Below are 22,561 nucleotides of genomic sequence, written 5' to 3' on the forward strand. Positions count from 1 at the left end.
GATTGATTGTAATTGCTGGAATTGAAATTCACACGGCTATGGGAGAAAATTTGGTATTAGCACAATTAACGAGGCAGAATCAAGCGGACAGCGCGATCGCCTAATAAATAGGTATAAAGCCAAGTGAGTAATACTAGCAAGCGACTACGCCAACCAGGAAGATAAACTAAATGAACTCCTAGCCACATCAACCAAGCTAAAAAGCCTGTAAACGCAAATACGCCAATTTTACCGACACCAGAGTAGCAGCCAATAATCGCTAATCTGCCTTTATTGAAATAATTAAAGGGCTGGGGTGCTTTTCCTCGAATTTGCCGTTTAATATTGCTTGCTACAGCCACACCCTGCTGTAATGCTTCTGGCGCAACTCCATTTAATGGTTTACCGTTGTTTTCAACGTAGGCGAGATCCCCAATGACATAAACATTGTGTTGTTCTAATAATTGCAGAGTGGGCTGAACGAGTAATTTTCCTTTTTTAGCGCTGGATAAATCCTCAGATATTTCGGGAGAGTTGGCTTCTAATCCTGCTGTCCAAATGACGGTTGCACTGGGAACCACCTGATTATTTTGAAAATGTACAGATTCTGGAGTGACTTGGCTGACTTTGGTTTGCAGGTAAATTTGTACTCCCAATTGACGTAATCGCTTATGGGTGTAGATTCCCAATTTCTTTGGTAAATCAGTCAATAAGCGATCGCCTGATTGCACTAAAATCAGTCTTACTTGCCTCAAATCTAATGTGGGATAATCCCAACGCAATTTTCCTCGCAGCATTTCAACCAAAGCACCCGCCATTTCCACACCTGTTGGGCCACCACCGACAATTGTAAATGTCAGCAGTTGTTGACGTTGTAATGGATCAGATGCCTGGACAGCTTGTTCCAAACAAGCAATAATTTGGTTTCGTAATGTTACTGCCTCTTCTAAGGTTCTCATAGGAAAGGCATAAGTTGCTGCTCCAGGAACCTCCAAAAATTGCGTTTGGCTTCCAGTCGCCAGCACTAAAAAGTCATAGGCGATCGCACAATTATCGCTCTCAACGACCTGTGCTGAAAAATCAATTCGTTCCACCTCAGCCATCAAAAACCGCAGTTTAGGCTTTTGGTTAGGCCGTTTCCAGGAGAATCGCCGTAAAATTTTACGAATAGGGTAAGCAATATGCTCAGGTTCCAATTGAGCTGTAGCAACTTGATATAGCAGTGGTACAAAAGTGTGATAATTATTGCGATCAATTAATAATACATCTGCTCCCGAATTAGCTAAAGATTGGGCAGCTTGCAATCCACCAAATCCAGCGCCGACAATCACAACGCGGGGACTTTTCATTTGTCCTCTCCTGGGTTATCTAGCTGGGTAATATTTCTTAATTAAATTTTTATACTAATTGCCTAATTTTTGCCACTATCTTGGTTGTGAAATTACTTAAGCCAGTCGCCAATTATATTCATCTTGAATAAAGTTGACAAGCCAATCTTTGACATTGTAAGTGGCGCGGCAATCGTCTTCGTTGTAGCGTTGGATGAGTTCTAATAAGGTGCGATCGCCTGTTGTTAACCATTGGTCATACCAATAAATACACTTAGCACCATTCGCTTCTTGATCGCGCCACTCAAACCCTAACCAACGAGCGATCGCTTTGAGGGCATAGCTTTCTACAGGTAATGCTACACTCTGAGTTAATTGTTCATATACATCGACAAATCGATTCAGTACAGGGCGCACTGAAGAATATGGGGTATGATAAAGTTTCGCTAGTCGTTTGACTGTATCAAATTCGTAGACACAGAAATGGTAAATTGGCGCTTCGGGATATTGCCAAACCAAATCTAGAAATTGCTGCCAGACTAATTCTTCTTCTGCTAAATTTTCAGCTAAAAAAGAATAAAACTGTTCAGTATTAGTTTGTCTATCAACAACCAACACTCCTAAAAGATAATTTAAATCTAAGTCTGGCTGTGCCTCAATATCAAAATAAAGCTCCACAGGAGCCGTAAATGTAATATTCTCTGTTGGTAGTGGACTGGGTAAGATCAAAGGTCGTCTTTGCAATGCAGATTGAGCTTGTACTACCAACTTGGGCGCTACTTGGGCATCGAAACCAGGGAGATTTTCTAGAATAATGGGATTAGTATTAGCTAGAGATTCTAGTGTATTAATGGCAATAGTTTGAAGTTGAGTGTAGCGGACAGGTGTCACTCCTGGTAACAACGAGAGATGCTTTTGTGATTGAGCGATCGCATAACATTCATTGTACCAATGACAAAGATTACATTTTTGGCGAGAGATAAACACCTCTGGTGGATCTGGTGATTCTACAACTTGAATAAACTCCTCCAAAATATGTTGCATCTGTGGTATCCATTTCGTTAAATCCACAGCATAATCAGTGTTTTTATTACGCAATAACAACCAAGCTGTCTGGGGTGTAACTCCCTGCACTGTCGCCAAAACTTGGGCGTGAAATGCGATGACAACTTGATATTCCTGCTTGGGACGCTTACCCAGTTCGATATTCGCTGGAACGTACATCCAATCTCCAAAGCAGGACTGTCCTGGCTGTTTTACAAGTAAATCTGGGCGGCTAAGGAGAGTATAGCCTTCATAACTGACCTCATCTACTAATTCGTTGTTATTGACTAACAGCACTCCTTGATGGATGTACTCCACTCCCTGGTGCATCAATTCTAAAGTGGCTGCTTGCCCTGCTTCCCAGTTACCCCGTGGGTAATCTGGTTTTTGACAGGTTAGAGTTGCCAAAATTCCCAAACGATGGGCCTTTTTGTCTTGTTGCAGTTTGAGCAATAATTCGTTGGGTGCATTACGCTGACTTTTTTCACCGTGAATATCTAAAAAAGGTCGGCGTTTACAGCGTTGATATTGCAGTAGGTGTTCGGCATTTATTAACATTCCTTTAAGCTAGCAAGAATTAGCACTCTCTGGGAGTAGTCCAGCAAATAAAGATCACAAAATAAGAGGTATCTAACCCACATTAGCTTTAATCTGCTAGGGGAGCCAGCGGCGTGGTGTTAGCGTAGCGTTGAACATTAGTTCTGACGCATCGCAAATCTGGCAGAATTTGAGGTGATTAGCTCATTTGTGCATACATGGTAGCCTTGATGCGACAAGGGTGAATAATTCAAAACCTTTGATACCAGCCATGAATCCGTGTAGCGCAGTGGTTCCTCCTTGAATGAACTGAAAACTTTTGATAGTTGGTAATATTAGGGATGCTACTTCGTTTTAGATACAAAAAACTATGAGTTTAAAGCAGATCAAGAAAAAAGTTTTGAGTGTGATCAAATTGATCTCTACAATTCTAATAATCAGTGCCCTTGGATGGGAATTAGGGAATATTTACGCTGCTTTAAATAACCAAAATATGCCGAGCAATCTTAATTTTATTTTCTGGATAGGACGTTTTGCTCTTGTGGCTCATTTAATTGAGGGAATTATTGCAACTGTGTATGCATCTTCCAAAAATAAGGCTCCAATTCAATATGGTATTTATACTTTTTTCGTTGGTACAGTAGGTTTGTGGGAATTATTTATAGAATCGAATGAAGATTTAATTCCCAAAGCTCAATAATCACAGGAATCTTATCAGACGCGATTTATCGCGTCTCTACATGAGGCTTTTAGCTTAATTAAACTGTATTACACTAATACCTCACACCAAAAAATTGTCTCAGTTCCAATTAAATAATTAAGGCTGGCCAGCTACTTTCCCTTGATTGAGGTAGCCATATACGATTCGGGAGACTTGACTCACAAAATCTCTGGCTTTTGAGTCGCCGAAAGGTCTTCTCACCAAAATTCCTGCTAAGTAACGTTTACCAGATGGCATTTCAATAATACCTGCGTCTCCTAGAATAACTCCTAGTGTTCCGGTTTTATGGGCAATTACTGCACCTTTACCAAGACCAGAAGGCAATAAACTTCTATTTTCAACACGACGCATGAGATTTAATACTTGGGTACGGCTAGAATTAGTCAGCGCTTGATTATTCACAACTAAAGCTGACAACCTTACCAAGTCTTTAGCACTAGTTGTGTTAGTACCTTTGAAGTCGCCCAGTAGGTTACGAATCACAGTATTTTGTAATCCTAAGCTCCGGAAACGCTGATTTAACTTAGCCTTACCACCTAAACGATGAATAATCATGTTGGTGGCGGTATTGTCGCTGATGGTAATCATTTTGGTAGCAGTTTCCAAAAGACTAAACTTAGTTCCAGCCTTTTTATACTGCATTACTCCTGAACCTCCAGTCATTAAATCGCGCCGCATTACCAAAGTTTCATTCAGCTTGATTCTCCCTGCATCTACTTCTTGAAACAGAGCAACTAAAACGGGAAACTTAATTGTGCTAGCAGCAGGGAATGCTTTTTCTCCATTAAAATCTAAATAGTTACCTGTATCTAAATCTAAGAAAAACATTCCTGGATCTAAGGAACTATAGCGATTCATCAATGCTTTAACTTGAGAGCTAATTTGTGATATTTCTGTGCCTAAAGGAACAACTCCTGCAAAGGGCGAAACATCACCTATTTGAACGGGAATTTTTTCTTCGCTAGAAAGCGAAACCTTATTGTCATTGCGCTCAAATGATGTGAAATTCACTATCCAGTGAGAAGAAGAGTCACCTTTAATGAGTAATTTTTCGGGAGAAACTGTATACCCTGGTGCTAATTCAACCACTAATCTAGTTGTGTCAGAGTCAACTTTGCCAATGCGAATTTCTCGAACTGCTGAGCCAAAACTTTGACGAACTGTATTTCCGGCGAGTTCGGTTTTTGGCAGGTCAATCACAAGTCGTGTCGGGTTATTAATTAAAAATGCTTTTGGTTTAACTCCCGATTCTGTAGTGATATTGAGTTGGTTTTGGGCGGTGTCAAAATACCAAGATTCTAAGCGCGATGCTTTGGCTGGGGAAGCAAGCAGCACAATGCTGATGACGCTGAGCAGAAAAAAGCGTAATCTCATCCGTATTATTTCTATGTGAGAGCAGAATTTACTGGCATAAATTTCTCAGGGTTTACCGTTTGATCCGGAAAAAACTTCATGATAATTTTTGCTAATCTTTACTCAAGACACTAAGACTACAGAATAGTTCCGCGCTTTGGCTGAAAAAGTCTTATCAGACGCGATTTATCGCGTCTCTACATGAGGTTTTTTGGCTTAACTGAAAGGTATTCTTGTATTAAAGACTATCTACGAGTCCGTGGAGTCAACGCAAATCTACATATTGACCTAAGTCCTTATCTCTAAGAATTTGCCCCATTTTCTGATATTCCCGACGCATTGCTCGGATTAAATGTACCATCTCAATTACTGCATGATCATCAGCTGCTAAAAAAGCTGCTGTGAGAACGATATTGCGAATATTAGCCCCTGTAAGCTCAAAATTATTTGCCAGAAACTCTAAATCCAGGCCGGGCTACAAGGTGCATTTTTGGGAAAAATTCTTTGCCAAATGAGGTAACGATTTTTTGTATCCGGTAACGGAAACTCGATAATAAATCGGAGTCTTCGCTCAAAAGCTTCGTCCATATTGTTACGGAGATTTGTAGTTAAAATTGCAATACCTTCATACTCCTCCATTTTTTGCAACAGATAACCTACTTCAATATTGGCATAGCGATCGCGCGCATCTTGCACTTCAGAACGTTTACCAAATAAGGCATCTGCTTCATCAAAAAAAAGGATGGCATTAGCATTAGTTGCAGCTGTGAAAATTCGATTCAGGTTTTTCTCTGTCTCACCGATGTATTTACTAACTATTTGGGACAAATCTATTTTATAAAGGTCTAGTTGTAAGTGACGAGCAATTACCTCCGCAGCCATCGTTTTATCTGTACCGGAAGAACCAGAAAATAGAACATTTAGACCTTTTCCTAAAGATAATTTCTCTGCAAAACCCCATTTTTGATGTACTAAATTTCGGTATTCTGCTTCTTTACAAATTTCTTGTAGTTGCATTAATTGATTGGGGTGCAGTATGATATCGTCCCAGGTATATTTCGGGACAATTTTCTGGGCGAGAGTCGCTAAATCGTGGCCAGATTGAGCGCGGGCTGCACTACATAAGTGCAAAAATCAGGGTAGTGTTTTTTCTGTTTTGGCTGATTGCCAACGGGCGGTATTATAGGCAGTAGCGACAGAATCGGCAATTTGATCTGGGGTCAAAACAAAGCGATCACTTAATACATCTAACTCTGCATTCTCAATGTTTATTTGGGCTGCTTGCAAGTGGATTCGCCAACAATCTCTGCGTTGGTTAGATTCAAGAATCCCAAAGGGTACTGTAATTAAACCCTTTACACCTGTAGCTGTAGGTATCCAAGTTTGTACCCCTGCAAGGATTGTAATACCGCTCTCAAGGGTAGGTATTTTGTATTTGGTCATTTTTTGGCTAATTCAGCCGATACTTAAATCCTGAAACGACCAAACCACGTTAAACAATTGAGAGTTTTCTCAACTATTTTTGAGATTCTGAAAACCCTACCCTTGAAAGGGAATCTAACCCCGGTTGATGCAATAGTAATCTCACCACTTGGGGGTCGAGGATGAGATGATGAGAAATAAGTGTAGATTGCTGCTAATGAGGTTCTGGGCAGAGATGAAGCAGACGGTGGTTAATTAAGGGTGAGTTAGTAGTAAAATGCTTACGTCGTGATAATTTTTCAGGAACGGTAGAACAGAGTAAATTTAAGACCATATCTACTGTAGATCTTTTGTTGTTCATATCATCTTGGAGATAAGCATATCAGGGCAAAAAGTAATGGCAGATTTAGAGACGAAACAAGCAAATTTGCGTGATACCTTACTGCGAATTAGTGGAGCCATTCAAATTTTGGAAGAAGAAATAGGCAAAGTCAATACAGAACAAGAAAATACTCAAAACTCAACGTTTGCGTAATCGAGTGAATTTGCTGTTTCTTGCTTAATTTCAGTTTAATAGCGAATCAGTTTTTTAATTCGATCGCGCGGTAAGCCCAACTCTTGACTAAGGCTGGCTTCAATTTGGCTCGGTTCTGTTACAGGAAACTCAAAGGCGATCTTTTTGAGAACTGAGTTATTCGTTTTCACATTCACTATTGAAACTCCATCTTCTTGGCGAATTTCTACTTTAATCGCCACGATTCTTTTCATCATTTGACGCGCTGCTTGGGTATCTGCTTGGAGATATTTTTTGTTGTAGTAAGAGTGACTCAAAATCCGATCTTGCACAAAACCACTCCCCAACCAGAAAATTAGCCCAATTAAGGGCAAAGACAACCAAAACACAAAGCCCAACGATCGCAACACTCGAAAAAACTGAAATTGGCGCATGGAATGCAACATCTAGGCTCGTTACCTTATCATTTCTGTGTCACTCTTTTAGATTAATCTGAAAACTAGAAAGTAAAAATTACAGCAAGCTGAGTAAATGGGATGTTGATCTTACTAGTAGAAGATGACCCATCGCAGTTAGAGCCACTGCGAACAGCATTGTTGAAAGTGGGACATACAGTGGATGCGATTGAAGATGGGGAAACAGCACAATGGTTTGCCTTTCACAAAGACTATGATCTGTTGATTCTAGATTGGATGTTACCTAAAGTAAGTGGTGTAGAACTCTGCCAAGTGTATCGGCGAGCCGGAAAGTTGGCTCCTGTGCTAATGCTGACTGCCAAAGACACAGTTTTAGATAAGGTAACAGGTTTAGATGCCGGAGCAGATGATTATTTAGTAAAGCCAGTGGATGTGCTGGAGTTGTTAGCACGGGTGCGGGCATTGGGAAGGCGATCGCCTATGTGGCAAGGAGATATACTCAGCTTGGATGATCTGCAACTTCATTTATCCAATTTAACAATTGAACGCGGTTCAGTTACAACTCAACTTTCTTGCCGAGAATTTCAATTAATGGAATATCTGATGCGTCATCCCCGTCAAGTTTTATCTCATGACCAGATTGAACAAGCTCTGTGGAGTTGGGGAGATGAACCCGAAAGTAATGCAGTTACAACCTTGGTTCGTCGCCTACGCCAACGTCTACAAACCATTGATGCCAAAGATTGGCTCGAAACAGTCCATCGCATAGGTTATCGGTTAAATCCACCAAATTCTTAAACCACGAAAAGGCAAATAAGCACAAGAGAATTAAAACCTCGTTCCCCTCCCTAGCCCCTAGCCCCTATACAAAATGTTTGATCGCAGCCGCCGTAATCTTGCTCACTGGTTCGCCCTGTCGATGGGGGGAATTTTGTTTGCTTTTGCAGGCGTGGGCTACTGTCTCAATGTAGAAGAACAATTGCGGTTTTTTGACGACGAACTCTTTTCCCAAAGTAAAGCCTTTGCTGCAAAAACCCAGTACTCGCTTTATCAAAGTCAATGGCAAAATCAGCGTAGCCAGACTCCTATAGAAAATGGTGCGTCTTTAAATGGTGGACTAGTGTATGCCCGGTGGTATGACGCGAACAAGCAACTTGTGCAGTTTATCGGTTCGTCGGATGCGAAACAATTAACCGTAAAACCGGGATTTAAAACAATACGAGTGTTATCTAGCTCAAATCAATCTTCTTCTAAAACAACCTGGGTTCGCCAAATTACTCTTCCTGTTTTGCAAGGTAAGGTGCTGATTGGTTACTTCCAAACCGCAGCGCCAATGGATTCTCTACGCGGTAGCTTAAATCAAGCTCGATTGTTTTTAACTTTGGGTGTCCCCGTTACCTTTGGCGTAATTGGCATTACGGGTTGGTTTTTGGGCGAATTAGCCATGCGACCAAGCCTGCGTGCTTATCAGCAATTGCAGCGATTTACAGCCGACGCTTCCCATGAACTACGCACACCTGTAGCCACGGTTTTGAGCAATGCCCAAGTTGCTTTAATGCCGCCCGAAGACCCTTCAGAACAACGATTCAGGCTGCAAAAGATCGCAGAAACTGCCAAGTCCATGAGTACGCTAATTAACAATTTGCTCTTTCTTTCGCGCCATGATGGATCACTTACAGAAACTATATCAAAACCCGTTAACTTAAACGAACTTTTGCGATCACTTGTTCAGGAGTGGACTGTTCAAGCCCTTGCTCAAAGCCTAAATTTTAGCGTCCAACTTCCAGAGCAACCCGTTATGCTACAAGTCGATGTTAACTTGCTCAAACAAGCTGTAATTAATCTTTTGAGCAATGCCTTCAAATATACACCAACAGGTGGGAAGGTAGAGTTGCGTCTTTTTACCCAATCTTACCGGGCTGTAATTCAGATCAAAGACAATGGCATTGGCATTCCTCCTACTGATTTACCCCATATCTTTGATCGTTTCTATCGCGTAGATACCGTTCGATCTCGCCAAACAGGTGGCTTTGGACTTGGACTTGCGATCGCTCAACAAATTGTACAAGGATACGGAGGACAAATCACGGTAGAAAGTATACTTGGTCAAGGTTCAACCTTTCAAATTAACCTTCCCGCGTTTAAACATCTCAACTGGGAATCATCATGATTGATCAAGATATTAGTGCCAGATTTCCCAAAGGGCGCACAGCCTTTTTGCTGATTCACGGTGTCGGCCAGCAGAATCCTTTGGAAACTATGGACTATTTTGCCCGGAACTTGCTTAAGCAATTTAACAAGCAGAAATTACCTTTCAAACTAGAACACTTAATTACCAAGCGCAGACTATCAACTGGTTCTTATTGGACAGAAAGCTTTGTCAGATTGAGTTCAACAGATGCCGAGCCAGAATGGCTAATTGATGTTCATGAATACTATTGGGCCCCTAATACAGAAAGTAAAATCAGTGTACCTGAGATATTACAATGGGCAGAAAGAACATTAGAGGGAACAATCAATTTTTATAATCGCAAAGATAACAAAGACTTATTAGACCAGCTTTTAGCTCACAAAAATAGAGCCAGCCTGTTTAAATTTCGTCTGCGTTTACTCACCATCTTCCTCCGCATATTTAATTTTGTCTATCCAGCTTTAAGAACGGGAATTTGGCTAATTCTATTGTTAATAGGGCCATTTTTGCGGGGTTATTTTCTCCAATCCGCCTGGAAGCTAAGTAAAGAAGTTGCCACACCACCTTTAGTTAATTTTGTCGGCGATGTTGCTATTTACAGCATTACCGATCCCAAATCACCTTACCGAAAAATTCGCCAGCAAATACTTACAGAATCCTTAACGCTGCTGAAAGCAATTCTCAAAGACAAACAAGCAAATTATGACCAAGTAATCCTGGCTGGACATTCTCTGGGTAGCTGTATTGCCTACGATACATTAAATCTTCTGTGCATTGAATCTAGTCTGTCTCAAAACGAAAATAAAAGTCTGTTGCTGAATAAAATCACAGGGCTAGTGACCTTTGGTTCGCCACTAGACAAAATGGCCTTTTTCTTTCGGGACATGGCAGAAGAAGGACAATACATCCGAAGACAGATTTTAGAACAACTCAACTCCTTCCGCGCGAAACCAGAATTTGCCCAGCAAAGTTCATATCTCACCCAAAATCCAGTTATCTGCAAGCTCGATCAAGTACATTGGGTCAATTATTACTACCTGAAAGATCCTATTAGTGGTCATTTAGATTACTATGAGAACCTAGATAATGTAGAAATGCAATATCAAGCATCCTGGGGAGTAGAAGGACACCTAGGTTACTGGACTGATCCAAGTTTCTACGAAAACCTCGCCAATCGCTTTCTGTATATCCCACGTTAAAGATAAGGCAAGTCAGAAGTTTTTGTAGCCAGTCCGTTTCAGTAAAGCTTATTTGGCACTATAGAAATACCTTGAAAAGTATTGAGTTAGCCAAAGGTTAACAAATCTCTTACAGAAGAGGTTCGCTGCATTGCTAAACTGACCTTTGTCACTTTCAATCTATTATTACTAGAAAGCCATTTTTGGAGGTAACAATCATGACCAAGTATGACGATATTTTTAACTCATCAGAGATATCCGAAGAATCCCTAAGTCCAGAAGAAGCGGTAGCAGCAATAGCAGTTGTCACCGCCATTGCAGATTCTGCTGTTGAAGAGGTAGACCCAGAAACTTTAGGAAGTATCCTTTGGGAATTCGAGGTCTTTGAAGAATATTCAGAAGATGAAATTACAGAAATAGTTGATAGACTTATAGGCATTGCAGAAGATGATGGGCTAGGGGCTTTATATAATGCTGCAAGCGAAGCCATTTCAGATGATTTGGTGCTGGATGCTTTTGCCGCAGGGGTAATCGTATTAATAGAGGACGAAGAAGAGTTAGTTATCCCCCAACAGAAACAGCCTTACCTAAAAAAACTCCAAGAAGCCTTAGACCTTGAAGACGAAGAAGCGCAAGAAATAGTGCAGGAAGTCATTGCTGCTTTTCAAGAAGCAGAAAATGAAGAATACCTTGAAGAAGGAGAAGACTATAGCGAAGATGTGTATGAATCACCTTTAGGCAATTTTACTGTGCCGATTCCAGTTGACTCTCAGCAAGGGGGTAAAGTTCAAACTCAAGAAGGAGTAGTGGGATTTTCAGATGACTTTGGCACTTTACTCAGAATTGACTATTATTCTATACCACCAGAACAAATAAAGGAAATGGGATCTATAGGACAGGAAGAATACTTGCAGTCGATTTTAGTAGATAAGTATCTGCCGCAGGCGATTTTAGCCAATGTGCCTAATGCTCAGTTAGAATACAGCGAATATTTGTCAGACACGATGGCTGGAGCTTACTTTGCATTAATTAATATGCCGCAAGGTTCAACAATTTCTAAGCAAGAAAATAATGGTACAGCTACCCGATTGGATGCATATCGAGGGCTTCTTAGCTTTATTAATGCTGAATTTTTGTATATAGTTAGTAGCCAGCGTAGCTTTTTGAAAGACGAAATTCGTGGCTCTGCTGAAGAAGAAGCTGAATATATCAAAGAAAGTATTTTAGAGTTTGTTGAAACTATAGATTTCGCTTAGTCGAAATATCTCAATGTAGCTTCATCAGCAAAAAATTGACTAGAAATTAAAGAGCGATCGCAAAGACGAGATATTTTACTAGCACGCAGATGAGTGCTGGTTTTTTATTGTCTATATGTACTAAGGATTTGGCAAAGGCAAGCAGATAGTGAAACAAGTTCTGCCTAGCTGCGACTCAAATGAGAGCGTACCATGATGACGATTTTCTACAATCCGGCGAACGGTTTCCAAACCAAGTCCTGAACCACGTCCCACTGATTTAGTGGTGAAGAAAGGTTCAAAAATGCGCGTTTGAATTTCAGGTGGAATTCCACTGCCAGAATCGATGATGTCAATATGAGCAAAGCGATCACAATGCCAAGTTGTAATTTCCAGCAATCCCTTACCATCCATTGCATCAATGGCGTTGTCAATTAAGTTCGTCCACACCTGATTCAGTTCACTACCATAGGCAATAATTTTCGGAAGATGTTGATCGTAATTGCGTTGCACTTGGATACCATACTTGAATTTATGAGCAAACAATCGCAAGGTATCTTCCAAGCCTTGATGTATATTTACTTCTTGCTGAATGCCTTGATCGAGGTAAGAGTATGACTTCATCGCTTGCACAAGTTCGGAAATTCTCTCGGCTCCTCGCAAACCATGTTTAATCATCGACATGACTTCAAATGAGAGCGATAGCCAATGCAATCCCATTTCTCGTAATTCAGTGTTGTCGTTGCGCCAACGTTCCATCATCTGATCTAGGGCTTCGACCTCAATACCGCCTTCCGCTAAAGGCTCTGCTAATTTCCAGGCTTGCTTTACACCATAATCTTCTAACCAGTCCAGCAAGACGGCTTCGCGATCGCTTAGTGTCACCGGATCTAGACGATTATTCAAAATCACATCATAGCCCTGATCGCGCAGTCTCAACCAGTCTTGAGTATGGGCTTCCTCAACATTGCGTTGCCCATAAACTAAGTTCATTCGTTGTAGCTCCAGGATGGCGGCTGGCATTTCCCCTAAAGTCCGAACGAGGGCTGAGGCTGGGTTGTTGAGTTCATGAGCTAGACCGGCGGCAAGTGTCCCTAAAGCTGCCATCTTTTCCCGCCCACGAATAAAAGACTCTAGCCCCCGAAGCCGACGTTCCATAATGCGGAAGACCATCCGTTCAAAATCACGACATTCATGCAACAGTTTGCGGAAATCCTCTGCCTTAATTTCATAGAGGTTGCAATCTGTCAATGCCCGCATTGTCACAGGTACAGGTTCATCTGTGAGGACGGGAATTTCTCCAAAAAAGGATGGGGCTTCGTGTTGCCCTATGGGAATTTCAACTCCTTCAGTGCGGCGAGTAAGCTTAATTTTACCTTTGACTAAAATAAATAAGCCGCGTCCAGGGTCTCCCTCATGGAGCAATACTTCTCCAGCAGGGAGTTCAACTGTTTGAGCGCGATCGCAAACCCACTCCAAGCGGTCTTGAGGAAGCCGTTGAAATGGGTCTAAGTTGATCAATTCTTCAATACACAACATTAATGAACCCCCTATACTAATTTTTAATTCGTAATGACGCTCCTGCGTCATTACGAATTAGCTAAACATTGCTCAGGTAGCGGTGAACGAATTGAATGGCGATCGAGCCTTCACCCACACCGGATGCTACCCGCTTAATTGACCCGGATCGTGCATCTCCAGCGGCAAAGATGCCAGGAACGCTGGTTTCTAGTAAGAAAGGAGAGCGTTCTAAATGCCAACCTTGAGGAGATTTGCCATTATGCATTAAGTCTGGCCCTGTGAGGATGAACCCTTGAGCATCGCGTTGAATAACACCATCAAGCCAATCAGTTTTGGGGCTAGCACCGATGAAGATAAAAAGCGATCGCGCTGGCACGGTTTCAGTTTGTCCAGTTTTGGCATGGGCAATCACAATTTCTTCTAAATATTCATTTCCCTTCACTTCCACGACGCTGCAACCTGTGCAAACTTGGATATTTGCAGTCGCGGCAATCTGGTCAATCAAGTATTGCGACATACTCGATGAAAGCGATTCTCCCCGCACCAACATGATTACTTTGCTGGCATACTTAGAAAAATGCATTGCTGCCTGTCCGGCAGAATTTGCACCGCCTACCAAGTAAACTTCTTCATTGGTACAGGCGATCGCTTCAGTCATCGCAGCACCGTAATAAATTCCTGCCCCTGTCAGCTTCTCGGCTCCTGGGACATTTAGCCAGCGGTAGGAAACGCCGGTTGCTACTAAAAGTGCATGGCAACTAATCTCACTGCCATCCGCCAATTGCAGAACCCGATAAGGATCTTGCAGCTTAACTTTGGTTACTACTTGAGGAGTGAGAATTTCTACCCCAAATCGCCGCGCTTGGGTAACTCCCCGCCTAGCTAAATCGCTACCACTCAAGCCAACAGGAAACCCTAAATAGTTTTCAATGCGTGAACTCGTGCCTGCTTGCCCGCCCGGAGCCTCACGCTCAATTAAAACTGTACTCAACCCCTCAGAAGCGCCATAGACGGCGGCTGCCAGTCCAGCAGGGCCACCACCCACGATCGCCAAGTCATAAAATGGACGCTCTGCCTGAGTTTGCAGTCCAATTTTGGCAGCAATCTCTAAATTAGATGGTTGAATTAATCGGGAACCATCGGGAAACAGCACCAGAGGTAATTGCTGTGTACCATCAACTTCTGCGTATTCTACTAATTTTGCCGCATCCGGCTCTAGTTCAATATCTAACCACTTGTATGGAATCTGGTTACGCGCCAGGAAGTCTTTCACCTGATGGGAAAAAGGCGACCAGCGATTACCAATTACTCTAATCCCTTCAAAAGGTGGGCGGAATCCAGCTAACCAGTCATCTAGCAAATCATCCAAAACCGGATATAGCCGTTCTTCTGGGGGATTCCAAGGCTTGAGTAAGTAATAATCAAGTCTGGCACTATTTATTGATTTAATGGCAGCATCCGTATCTGCATACGCCGTCAGCAAAGCACGTTTTGCATCAGGAAAGATGACTTTTGCCTGTTCTAGGAACTCCACACCTCCCATTTGAGGCATTCTTTGATCCACTAAGAATAAAGCAACTGCTTCATTGCGTAATTTGAGTTGCTGCACTGCGTCTAGAGCAGTAATACCGGAATCTGCCCGGACAATACGGAAGCGATCGCCATACTGATGTCGCAAGTCTCGTGATACCGCTTGCAACACTTCTGGATCATCATCAACGGTTAAAATTGCTGGTTTTGCCATAACTACTGTTACTTAACAATTGCAGTGCTTAGCTGTTGGATTCAAAATCTGTCATCAAAAAATCTACTGTTTAACCAGTAAACTATTCTTCGATATACATGAACTCTACTTTTAAAGGTGATTCGACATGTTTCAAAATTCTCTTAAGAGTATTTTAGTAGTAAGTAAGTCGGTGGGAAAAAACATAATTAACTTAAAAACGATAAACAAAGCTAAAACCCTCTTCCCTCCTGTTTTCTGCTTCATCCCAACTACAAATATTTATTTCGCTTCGCGTGTCAGTTGTCAATTGTCAGTTGTTTTAGCCAGTGGTTTAATACCCCATCCCTTTATGGGTGGTTTTTACAAATATTCTTGAAAAGTTGCTCCTCTTGGGTAGAACCCAAGACCGCACTTTTCGCTTTGCAACTGACCACTAACTACTGACAAAACTCCATCCCTTCATGGGTGGAGTTTTTATCAAAGCGTTATGGCGGTTTTAAATTACATAAAATACATTTAACTTTTAATATTAAATTCAAAAAATGTGATAATCTGAATTTTTTGAGAATTGCCTAAAAATAACACCATCAAATTTTTAGCAGATTCTCAGCCTAAATTAATTTTGTTTATGATATAAAGTTTTAAATTGTCTTTAGAGACGAATTAAGGGCATTAAAGCCATGAGATTAAAGCATTTAGCTATTCTGGCGATCGCTACTGTTTTTACTATAAGTTTGATAAAAGATGTAAGTTCCAATCAGCCAGCAACTCCAACGCCTGTAGCTAGTCTCTCAGCAACATCACTGGCTGAGTCTGGAACATTTCAGCTTGGAGAACACCCGGCTCAGGGAACAGTACCTGATAATCTGAAGTTGGCAGAATTTAAATTTGTGGTGATATAGTGTCGTCTATTTAATGCTAATTTTGGCTTTGCCCCTTTGAAAGGATAAAAAATAAGATTTTAACCTTAAGTTAAATCATTATTTAGTGAGAGTTTTTATATGGAAATAGTAGATTTTTTGGGACTTATACATCCAGCGATCGCGGTTATTTTTGTTTTTCCACTTATTGGTATTGTAGTTAATTTTGCTTGGCAAACACGCCAACGTCGTTTACAAACTTTAGCTGGAGGTAAAAGTAAAATTCCTCCAGTAGTTGGCAAAGAACACAAGCAATTAGGTGAATGGCTCACAGGTGCAATTGTCGGATTAGTTTTACTTGGATTAGCTTACCCAATTGGCAAAAATATTCTACATAATCAATTGTGGAATAAAAGTGCTTTTCAAGTTGTGTTTATTGTGCTAATGTTTGTTTTAACTATTACTGCTTTAGTATTACTTTATCAAGCCAAACAGCGATTATGGCGAGCAATCTTTGCCACTTTAACTGGCGCTGGTTTAATAATTATTGGCTGTCAAGATGGAGTATTCCGTCGTACAAATGAGTGGTACTGGTCACATTATTATATCGGAATCGCCGCAGCTCTGCTGATGATTTTTTCTTTAGCAATTGTACAAGATATTTATCAGGATAGATCCAATCGTTGGCGGACTGTGCATACAATTTTAAATTGCATTGCTCTATTATTATTTATTGGGCAAGGAATGACAGGAACGCGAGACTTACTAGAAATTCCGCTGAGTTGGCAAGAACCATACATTTATCAATGTGATGTTGTGAATAAAACTTGTCTGACACCCAATCCCCAAGTACCAAAGTGAATCAAATCATCAACATTTGGCTTAAAATTGATCCTTCTTCGTTACGGGTACGCCTAACGCTTGGAGTTGCTGGGGTTTCAGCTTTTGGGTTAGGTAGCTTAGCTATTTGGACAAGCTGGAAAATGCAGCAAATTTTAATTAATGGTCATAAGCATAATGTTGAACAAATTGCCGAACGTTTACCCCGCGATGTACAACTTTATGGTGAAATAATGCCATCGTCAGCTGGATTACAAAAAGCAATTAATAACTTAACAACTACCAATACATTTTTATGGATAAAAAGTTCTGAGCATAAAATTCTGGCAAAATCTCTCAACTGGAATCAGTTATCTTATACGACAGCTGCTGAGTTAATGTCTCTAACTGAGATGTCAGTTAAACCCCAAGTAGCAAAAGTTAGCCAACGTTATTTTGTGTTGTGTAGCAGTGCATTACCAATACAAGATAAAACATTAGGAAAATTGTTTGTAGTACAAGACGTTACTAGTGAACAAACAATATTTTTAGTAATAGTGCGAAATTTGGGGATTGGCAGTATTGTGGCAATTATGACAATTTCTGTAGCGATCGCATTTTATATTCAGCATTCTCTGCAACCCCTACGCCAGTTAAGTCAAATGACACAAATCATTTCTCTAGCCGATTTAGGACAAGCACAACTTTATCTAGATAATGCACCTAGCGAAGTTAAAGAACTGGCTAAAACTTTTGATATGATGTTATCTCGTCTATCCCAATCTTGGGAACAAGAGCGACAATTTGTCAGTAATGTTTCCCACGAATTACGCACACCATTGACCATAGTACATGGTTATTTGCAAAGTGTATTGCGTCGGCAGAATAACTTAACCCCTACTCAACAAGAAGCTTTAGAAACTGCGGCTTTAGAAGCGGAACGCACCATCCGTCTTTTACAGCATTTACTAGATTTAGCAAGAGCTGATAGTGGTTATTTACATCTGCATAAAGAACCTTGCGTGTTGAATGACTTGGTTGCAGAAGTTGTTAGCATGGCAAAAAAATATAGCGGCCGCACAATTAAAATTGAGTCTACAACTCAATCAATTGAGGTAAAAATAGACTACAATCGTCTTAAACAAGTATTATTAAATTTAATTGATAACGCTGTTAAATATTCAGAAGCTGATACACCCATAATTTTAAAATTAAATCAACAAGGACAAGAGGCAATAATTCAAGTTTGCGATCAAGGTTGTGGCATACCTTTACAAGAACAATCACGGATTTTTGAACGATTTTACCGCGTAGATGAAGCTCGCGATCGCTCCACCGGAGGTTATGGATTGGGATTGTCAATTGTCAAAACATTTGTAGAGGGTATGGGTGGTACTGTGACGGTGCGTAGCCGTATGGATCAAGGAAGCGTATTTACAATTACTTTGCCAGCCTGTTCATTATTAGAATGATTAAACAAAGTGTAATGGCAATGTCACTGTCACCGTTGTACCAACATTTTGCTGGCTTTCTATTTGAATCTCACCTCCATGTAAATCCACACATCTTTTGACAATCGCTAGTCCTAAACCTGTGCCTTGAATTCGACCAACATTACTAGCGCGATAGAAAGTTTGAAATAGATTAGATTGGTCTTTTAGGGGAATACCCACTCCCTGATCTTGAACCTGGAAAGTTGCAGTACCATTTTTGCAATTCAAATCAAATTTAATATTACTTTGTTGGGGAGAATACTTAATGGCATTAGAAAGTAAATTAGTTAAAATGCAAGTTAGTAAGTCTTCATCCATTTGAACACGGTTACATTCACCTTGAGCAGTAAAGCTAATGGTGTGCTGAGTACCTATCCTCATTTGAAAAATGTCTGCAATTTCGCTACAAAAGTTTTCTAAATGCACAGGTATAGGGTTATATTCTAGTTTTGCAGCTTCAGTTTTACTCAAAAATAATATCTCATCTAAAAGCTGAAGCATTTGCTTAATAGCATTTTGAACCCGTTCAAAGTATTTAGTTCGCTGTTCTTCAGTTAGTGCTGCATTGTTATGTTCAATAATTTCTAAAGCCGTGCGAATCGTAGTCATAGGGTTGCGAAATTCATGAGAAACCATAGCCACAAAATTTGACTTGAGTTCGTTGAGTTCCTGTTCCTTCGCTAGTGCCTGACGGCTACGTTCCTCAGTCTCTCGTAACTTGTTGAGAATATCTCCCCGTTCAATAGCATAGCGTGCAGTCCGCACTAACAATTGCATGGTAATTTGATCTTTAACAAGATAGTCTTGTGCGCCTTCTGCCAATGCTTGCAATGCCAACTGTTCATCATCAAGCCCTGTCAATACTACAACTGGGATATCTGGTATTTCCGCCTGATATTCTTTCAATGTGTCCAGTCCTGTAGAGTCTGGGAGGCTAAGGTCTAACAAGACTACATCAAATCTGCGTTGTTTGACACTTTCAGCCTGGGAATCATCAGGTAGGATTGTGGAACTTTGTAAGCTGATACTAATCGCCTCAGATAGTCGCTCAACATGTGTCATTTGCCATTCTTCTTTATCTGCACGCACAAAGATTTGACGTAGCAGTCTGGCATCAGTGGGGCTATCTTCTACCAGTAGAATGTGAATCATTATCTTTTATTTCAGATACGGTTATATAAGTTTGCTCAACTCTGACTTGATTTGTATCCATCAAAAAGTGCCTACAGTTTCTCAGTTGTAAGCAAAATTAGAAATTATTAAACCTATGAATCTGGTGGGAGGGCTACTGCTGCTAGCCAAAAATCTTTAATTAAATGCACCACTTGAATAAACTGATAGACATCAAGGGGTTTTGTGACGTAGCAATTAGCACTGAGATTATAAGAACGGAGGATGTCATGCTCATCAGTTGATGTGGTAAGTACGACAACAGGAATGCATTTGAGATTTGGATCTGATTTAATTTCTGTTAAAACTTCGCGCCCATCCATGCCTGGCAGATTCAAATCGAGCAAGATTAAATCTGGACGTGGAGCATCAGCAAACTCTCCTTGCCGTTGCAGGTAATTTATCGCAGTTTCACCATCTTCAACCCAGCGCAAATTGTTGGCTATTTTGGCATTCAAGAAGCCTTTAATGGTAAGGTTAGCGTCGCTAGGAGAGTCTTCAATTAGCAAAATTTCAATATGTCGGAATGCCTGATTGTTAACCATGCAGTTACTAAGCGTGTATTAAACGTATGTTTGACTCATAATTTATAAGGTAACTTATTTTGCAGTCAAAGTTAAATAAAATATTGTCCCTACACCTAGCTGAGATTCAGCCCAGATTCGACCACCGTGACGCTCAACAATTTTTTTGCAAATAGCTAGACCAATACCTGTACCAGTAAATTCTCTACGAGTATGCAGCCGTCGGAAAATCTCAAATATACGCTCAAGGTACTGAGGTTTGATACCGATGCCATTATCTTGTACCGAGAAAAGCCATTCTGGGGAGTTGGGAATTGAAAGTTCTCCTGCTGTTTCATCGGCTTTCTTCACTGCACCGATGTGAATTTGGGGTGGAAGATCTTTGCGGCGAAACTTGATAGCATTGCCGATAAGATTTTGGAATAACTGCACCATTTGGGTTTTATCAGCAAGTAGTTGTGGCAAAGGGTCATGAGTGATGATGGCTTGACTTTCAGCGATCGCTATATGTAAATTACTCAAAGCCGTATTAAGTGAAGCATTACAGTCAACAGAAGTAAATTCCTGACCGCGAGTTGCCACACGAGAAAAAGCTAGCAAATCTTGAATCAACCGCTGCATCCGGGTTGCCCCATCCACGATATAACTTAAATATTCTTGGGCAGATTCGTCGAGGCGGTCTTGATATTCTTGTCCTAAAAGTTGGCTATAACCTGTCACAGCTCGTAGTGGTTCTTGCAAATCGTGGGAAGCTACATAAGCAAACTGCTCTAATTCTTGGTTAGAGCGTTTTAGTTCTTCATTCAGTTTTTGTAAATCTGCTGTTCGTTCTTGAACTTTGGTTTCTAATTCCTCATTTGCCTGTTGCAATGCGGCTTCAGCAAGTTTGCGTTCTGTAATATCAGTGTTAGCACCTACCCACTCTTGAATCTCGTCATTATCATCCAAGACAGGAACTGCACGGGAGGCAAAAAATCGATAATTGCCATCAGCAAGCCGTACACGATGCTCAGTTTTATAAACACTTTTAGTTGTCAGTGCCTGAGTCCACAATAACTCAGTTAATTCCCGATCTTCAGGATGAATTGCATTGAGTCGTCCCCTTCCCTTAACTTCTGCCTCACTTTGCCCTGTCAAATTTCTCCAAGATGGAATATCTTCTACTATGTTGCCGTTAGGATCAGTTATCCAGATAGCTTGAGAAGTGGCAATCACTAATGAACGATAGCGCCTTTCATTTCTTTCTAAAGCTATTTCTGCTAGTTTGCGACGAGTGATGTCTTGAAAGAAAATTGATAATCCTTCTGGAGACGGGTAAATACGATTTTCAAACCAGCGCTCCCAAGGTGGATAATATTCCTCCATCTCAATCACTCGCTGTTCTGTCATCGCTTGGTAGTAGGCATGATAAAACTTTTGTCCTACACCTTCAGGGAATTCTTCCCAAATGTTTTTGCCAATTAGATCTTCGGGTTGGCGATTGAAAATTTTTCCTGCCCTTTGATTGATATATGTGTAGCACCAATTGCGATCGAGGGCAACAAATGCATCTGTAACCGTCTCTAAAATATCTGCCAGTTTAGCTTTTGCAGCTTGCTGCTCTAAACAAATAGCTTCTTGAGATAAAGCCTTGTTAATGTGAATTTGCTTTTGCAGCAGTAAGTAAACCACAATTAACAAGACAATACTTAAACCATATCCCAGACCCACCACAGTAATGATTTGATACAAACGAGCATCTGTCATGTCTGTTCGCTGTTTTAATAAGGTTTTTTCCTCGTTTTCCATCGTTATGGCTACAGACTGGAGTTTTTCACGGACTTCTATGACTTGTTTGCTAATAGCCATTTGACTTGCTTGGTCTAAGTTTCTTTGTTCCAAGAAGTTCATTGACTGTTCAAGCAGAGCAAATTTCTGGGCAATTAAAGGTTCAAGTGTATCAAGCCGCTTTTGTTGATCGGTATTATCCCTGGTTAGCTGACGCAAAGATTTGAGTGTCTTGTAGACTTTTTGGTTCTCTACCTGATATGTTTCTCGATCAGCTGCTTTTTGCGTGAGGATGTAACTAGTTCGTGCATTCTGGGCATTGCTAATACCAATCCGCATCTTATCAAGGACTTCTAGAACTTGATGAGTATGAATGACTGATTGCTTTTCCTCTCTCAACTTTTGAATGCTCAGATAAGAAACTGCTCCCACGCCACACAGAAGCAGTAATGCCAAGTTAAAACCGCCTGCAACTAATTTTTCTGACAGTCTGTTCATGGAATACTCACGCAAGTATAGCTAACAACCAAATCAGTGTTAGCTTCAATGACAAGCTACTACTGACTCATGAATAAAATGATACAGTTGAAGCGTTTACAGGCGATCGTAAAATCATGTTAATAGGTGAGTAGCTTACAATGCTAATTCACAATTACTCCAGTATGAACTATATTAATTTATACCTCACAGAATCCCCTCAACAACCTCAGAAAATCTCATGTATTGGACAGGGCGATCGCTAACAGAATTGAAACGTCAGACG

Annotated in this window: 21 protein-coding genes; 9 read left to right on the forward strand and 12 right to left on the reverse strand. The window is 40.8% G+C overall.

The annotated features are described in order from the left end of the window. Positions 1–65: 65 nt before the first annotated feature. Together I8751_RS27465 and I8751_RS27470 are read right to left on the reverse strand one after the other, a co-directional pair. Positions 66–1,328, reverse strand: coding sequence for an NAD(P)/FAD-dependent oxidoreductase (locus tag I8751_RS27465; RefSeq protein WP_214442252.1), 1,263 nt, complete (start codon positions 1,326–1,328; stop codon positions 66–68). 96 nt (positions 1,329–1,424) lie between these two features. After that, a complete protein-coding gene (locus tag I8751_RS27470) occupies positions 1,425–2,909 on the reverse strand; it encodes a TM0106 family RecB-like putative nuclease (protein ID WP_214442253.1) in 1,485 nt (494 codons plus the stop codon). A 349-nt stretch (positions 2,910–3,258) separates the two neighbouring features. Between I8751_RS27470 and I8751_RS27475 the strand changes: the two genes are divergently transcribed. Continuing rightward, on the forward strand, positions 3,259–3,588 hold the full coding sequence (locus I8751_RS27475) for a hypothetical protein (RefSeq protein ID WP_214442254.1): 330 nt from the start codon (positions 3,259–3,261) through the stop codon (positions 3,586–3,588). Positions 3,589–3,705: 117 nt separating this feature from the next. On the opposite strand, the gene I8751_RS27480 is transcribed toward I8751_RS27475, so the two are convergent. The 4 genes from I8751_RS27480 to I8751_RS30540 form a co-directional block, all read right to left on the reverse strand. Beyond that, positions 3,706–4,983 (reverse strand): serine hydrolase, encoded by a 1,278-nt coding sequence (locus I8751_RS27480; protein ID WP_214442255.1) that lies wholly within the window; start codon positions 4,981–4,983, stop codon positions 3,706–3,708. Between the two features lie 438 nt (positions 4,984–5,421). Continuing rightward, entirely contained in the window at positions 5,422–6,093 is a 672-nt protein-coding gene (locus I8751_RS29930) for an ATP-binding protein (RefSeq protein WP_225894457.1), read from the reverse strand. Between the two features lie 3 nt (positions 6,094–6,096). Continuing rightward, positions 6,097–6,405 (reverse strand): hypothetical protein, encoded by a 309-nt coding sequence (locus I8751_RS29935; RefSeq protein WP_225894458.1) that lies wholly within the window; start codon positions 6,403–6,405, stop codon positions 6,097–6,099. Positions 6,406–6,598: 193 nt separating this feature from the next. Beyond that, complete coding sequence (locus I8751_RS30540) at positions 6,599–6,745, reverse strand: hypothetical protein (protein ID WP_404800456.1); 147 nt, start codon at positions 6,743–6,745, stop codon at positions 6,599–6,601. A 36-nt stretch (positions 6,746–6,781) separates the two neighbouring features. Between I8751_RS30540 and I8751_RS27490 the strand changes: the two genes are divergently transcribed. Beyond that, the gene (locus I8751_RS27490; RefSeq protein WP_225894459.1) at positions 6,782–6,919 is read left to right on the forward strand and encodes a hypothetical protein; all 138 of its coding nucleotides are present in this window, start codon (positions 6,782–6,784) and stop codon (positions 6,917–6,919) included. Positions 6,920–6,954: 35 nt separating this feature from the next. Here the strand turns inward: I8751_RS27490 and I8751_RS27495 are convergent, their stop codons facing one another. Further along, positions 6,955–7,344: a hypothetical protein gene (locus tag I8751_RS27495; RefSeq protein WP_225894460.1), complete on the reverse strand. Its 390-nt coding sequence runs from the start codon at positions 7,342–7,344 to the stop codon at positions 6,955–6,957. A 90-nt stretch (positions 7,345–7,434) separates the two neighbouring features. Here I8751_RS27495 and I8751_RS27500 point away from each other — a divergent pair, with 90 nt between their 5' ends. The 4 genes from I8751_RS27500 to I8751_RS27515 all read left to right on the forward strand — a co-directional run bounded on the left by I8751_RS27500 (position 7,435) and on the right by I8751_RS27515 (position 11,939). Next, complete coding sequence (locus I8751_RS27500) at positions 7,435–8,112, forward strand: response regulator transcription factor (protein ID WP_214442256.1); 678 nt, start codon at positions 7,435–7,437, stop codon at positions 8,110–8,112. A gap of 73 nt (positions 8,113–8,185) precedes the next feature. Further along, the gene (locus I8751_RS27505) at positions 8,186–9,484 is read left to right on the forward strand and encodes a sensor histidine kinase (RefSeq protein ID WP_214442257.1); all 1,299 of its coding nucleotides are present in this window, start codon (positions 8,186–8,188) and stop codon (positions 9,482–9,484) included. Beyond that, positions 9,481–10,704 carry a hypothetical protein gene (locus I8751_RS27510; protein WP_214442258.1) on the forward strand — a complete coding sequence of 408 codons (1,224 nt, stop codon included), beginning with the start codon at positions 9,481–9,483 and terminating at the stop codon, positions 10,702–10,704. Before I8751_RS27505 ends, I8751_RS27510 begins: the two co-directional genes overlap by 4 nt. 197 nt (positions 10,705–10,901) lie before the next feature. Further along, positions 10,902–11,939: a tellurite resistance TerB family protein gene (locus I8751_RS27515; protein ID WP_214442259.1), complete on the forward strand. Its 1,038-nt coding sequence runs from the start codon at positions 10,902–10,904 to the stop codon at positions 11,937–11,939. A 120-nt stretch (positions 11,940–12,059) separates the two neighbouring features. Here I8751_RS27515 and I8751_RS27520 read toward each other — a convergent pair whose 3' ends face one another. Together I8751_RS27520 and I8751_RS27525 are read right to left on the reverse strand one after the other, a co-directional pair. Then, positions 12,060–13,508, reverse strand: a complete 1,449-nt coding sequence (locus tag I8751_RS27520) for a sensor histidine kinase (protein ID WP_225894461.1) — start codon at positions 13,506–13,508, stop codon at positions 12,060–12,062. A gap of 10 nt (positions 13,509–13,518) precedes the next feature. Beyond that, positions 13,519–15,183 (reverse strand): FAD-dependent oxidoreductase, encoded by a 1,665-nt coding sequence (locus I8751_RS27525; protein ID WP_214442260.1) that lies wholly within the window; start codon positions 15,181–15,183, stop codon positions 13,519–13,521. 662 nt (positions 15,184–15,845) lie between these two features. Between I8751_RS27525 and I8751_RS27530 the strand changes: the two genes are divergently transcribed. The 3 genes from I8751_RS27530 to I8751_RS27540 all read left to right on the forward strand — a co-directional run bounded on the left by I8751_RS27530 (position 15,846) and on the right by I8751_RS27540 (position 18,316). Further along, a complete protein-coding gene (locus I8751_RS27530) occupies positions 15,846–16,067 on the forward strand; it encodes a hypothetical protein (RefSeq protein ID WP_214442261.1) in 222 nt (73 codons plus the stop codon). A 99-nt stretch (positions 16,068–16,166) separates the two neighbouring features. Beyond that, positions 16,167–16,886 (forward strand): DUF4079 domain-containing protein, encoded by a 720-nt coding sequence (locus I8751_RS27535; RefSeq protein WP_214442262.1) that lies wholly within the window; start codon positions 16,167–16,169, stop codon positions 16,884–16,886. Further along, positions 16,883–18,316 (forward strand): sensor histidine kinase, encoded by a 1,434-nt coding sequence (locus I8751_RS27540; RefSeq protein ID WP_214442263.1) that lies wholly within the window; start codon positions 16,883–16,885, stop codon positions 18,314–18,316. Before I8751_RS27535 ends, I8751_RS27540 begins: the two co-directional genes overlap by 4 nt. Here I8751_RS27540 and I8751_RS27545 read toward each other — a convergent pair whose 3' ends face one another. The 3 genes from I8751_RS27545 to I8751_RS27555 form a co-directional block, all read right to left on the reverse strand. After that, the gene (locus I8751_RS27545; protein WP_214442264.1) at positions 18,317–19,489 is read right to left on the reverse strand and encodes a hybrid sensor histidine kinase/response regulator; all 1,173 of its coding nucleotides are present in this window, start codon (positions 19,487–19,489) and stop codon (positions 18,317–18,319) included. It lies immediately after the preceding gene. Between the two features lie 113 nt (positions 19,490–19,602). After that, entirely contained in the window at positions 19,603–20,052 is a 450-nt protein-coding gene (locus tag I8751_RS27550) for a response regulator (protein ID WP_214442265.1), read from the reverse strand. 54 nt (positions 20,053–20,106) lie between these two features. Next, on the reverse strand, positions 20,107–22,296 hold the full coding sequence (locus tag I8751_RS27555) for a PAS domain S-box protein (protein WP_214442266.1): 2,190 nt from the start codon (positions 22,294–22,296) through the stop codon (positions 20,107–20,109). Positions 22,297–22,561: the final 265 nt, after the last annotated feature.

The sequence above is a fragment of the Atlanticothrix silvestris CENA357 genome (genome assembly GCF_016056295.1).
Lineage (GTDB): Bacteria > Cyanobacteriota > Cyanobacteriia > Cyanobacteriales > Nostocaceae > Atlanticothrix > Atlanticothrix silvestris.

Excerpts from the sequence above, each read along its gene's own strand:
- I8751_RS27465 (WP_214442252.1), bottom strand. The coding sequence starts at position 1,328 with ATGAAAAGTCCCCGCGTTGTGATTGTCGGCGCTGGATTTGGTGGATTG.
- I8751_RS27470 (WP_214442253.1), bottom strand. The coding sequence starts at position 2,909 with ATGTTAATAAATGCCGAACACCTACTGCAATATCAACGCTGTAAACGC.
- I8751_RS27475 (WP_214442254.1), top strand. The coding sequence starts at position 3,259 with ATGAGTTTAAAGCAGATCAAGAAAAAAGTTTTGAGTGTGATCAAATTG.
- I8751_RS27480 (WP_214442255.1), bottom strand. The coding sequence starts at position 4,983 with ATGAGATTACGCTTTTTTCTGCTCAGCGTCATCAGCATTGTGCTGCTT.
- I8751_RS29935 (WP_225894458.1), bottom strand. The coding sequence starts at position 6,405 with ATGACCAAATACAAAATACCTACCCTTGAGAGCGGTATTACAATCCTT.
- I8751_RS30540 (WP_404800456.1), bottom strand. The coding sequence starts at position 6,745 with ATGAACAACAAAAGATCTACAGTAGATATGGTCTTAAATTTACTCTGT.
- I8751_RS27490 (WP_225894459.1), top strand. The coding sequence starts at position 6,782 with ATGGCAGATTTAGAGACGAAACAAGCAAATTTGCGTGATACCTTACTG.
- I8751_RS27495 (WP_225894460.1), bottom strand. The coding sequence starts at position 7,344 with ATGTTGCATTCCATGCGCCAATTTCAGTTTTTTCGAGTGTTGCGATCG.
- I8751_RS27500 (WP_214442256.1), top strand. The coding sequence starts at position 7,435 with ATGTTGATCTTACTAGTAGAAGATGACCCATCGCAGTTAGAGCCACTG.
- I8751_RS27505 (WP_214442257.1), top strand. The coding sequence starts at position 8,186 with ATGTTTGATCGCAGCCGCCGTAATCTTGCTCACTGGTTCGCCCTGTCG.
- I8751_RS27510 (WP_214442258.1), top strand. The coding sequence starts at position 9,481 with ATGATTGATCAAGATATTAGTGCCAGATTTCCCAAAGGGCGCACAGCC.
- I8751_RS27515 (WP_214442259.1), top strand. The coding sequence starts at position 10,902 with ATGACCAAGTATGACGATATTTTTAACTCATCAGAGATATCCGAAGAA.
- I8751_RS27520 (WP_225894461.1), bottom strand. The coding sequence starts at position 13,508 with ATGACGCAGGAGCGTCATTACGAATTAAAAATTAGTATAGGGGGTTCA.
- I8751_RS27525 (WP_214442260.1), bottom strand. The coding sequence starts at position 15,183 with ATGGCAAAACCAGCAATTTTAACCGTTGATGATGATCCAGAAGTGTTG.
- I8751_RS27530 (WP_214442261.1), top strand. The coding sequence starts at position 15,846 with ATGAGATTAAAGCATTTAGCTATTCTGGCGATCGCTACTGTTTTTACT.
- I8751_RS27535 (WP_214442262.1), top strand. The coding sequence starts at position 16,167 with ATGGAAATAGTAGATTTTTTGGGACTTATACATCCAGCGATCGCGGTT.
- I8751_RS27545 (WP_214442264.1), bottom strand. The coding sequence starts at position 19,489 with ATGATTCACATTCTACTGGTAGAAGATAGCCCCACTGATGCCAGACTG.
- I8751_RS27550 (WP_214442265.1), bottom strand. The coding sequence starts at position 20,052 with ATGGTTAACAATCAGGCATTCCGACATATTGAAATTTTGCTAATTGAA.
- I8751_RS27555 (WP_214442266.1), bottom strand. The coding sequence starts at position 22,296 with ATGAACAGACTGTCAGAAAAATTAGTTGCAGGCGGTTTTAACTTGGCA.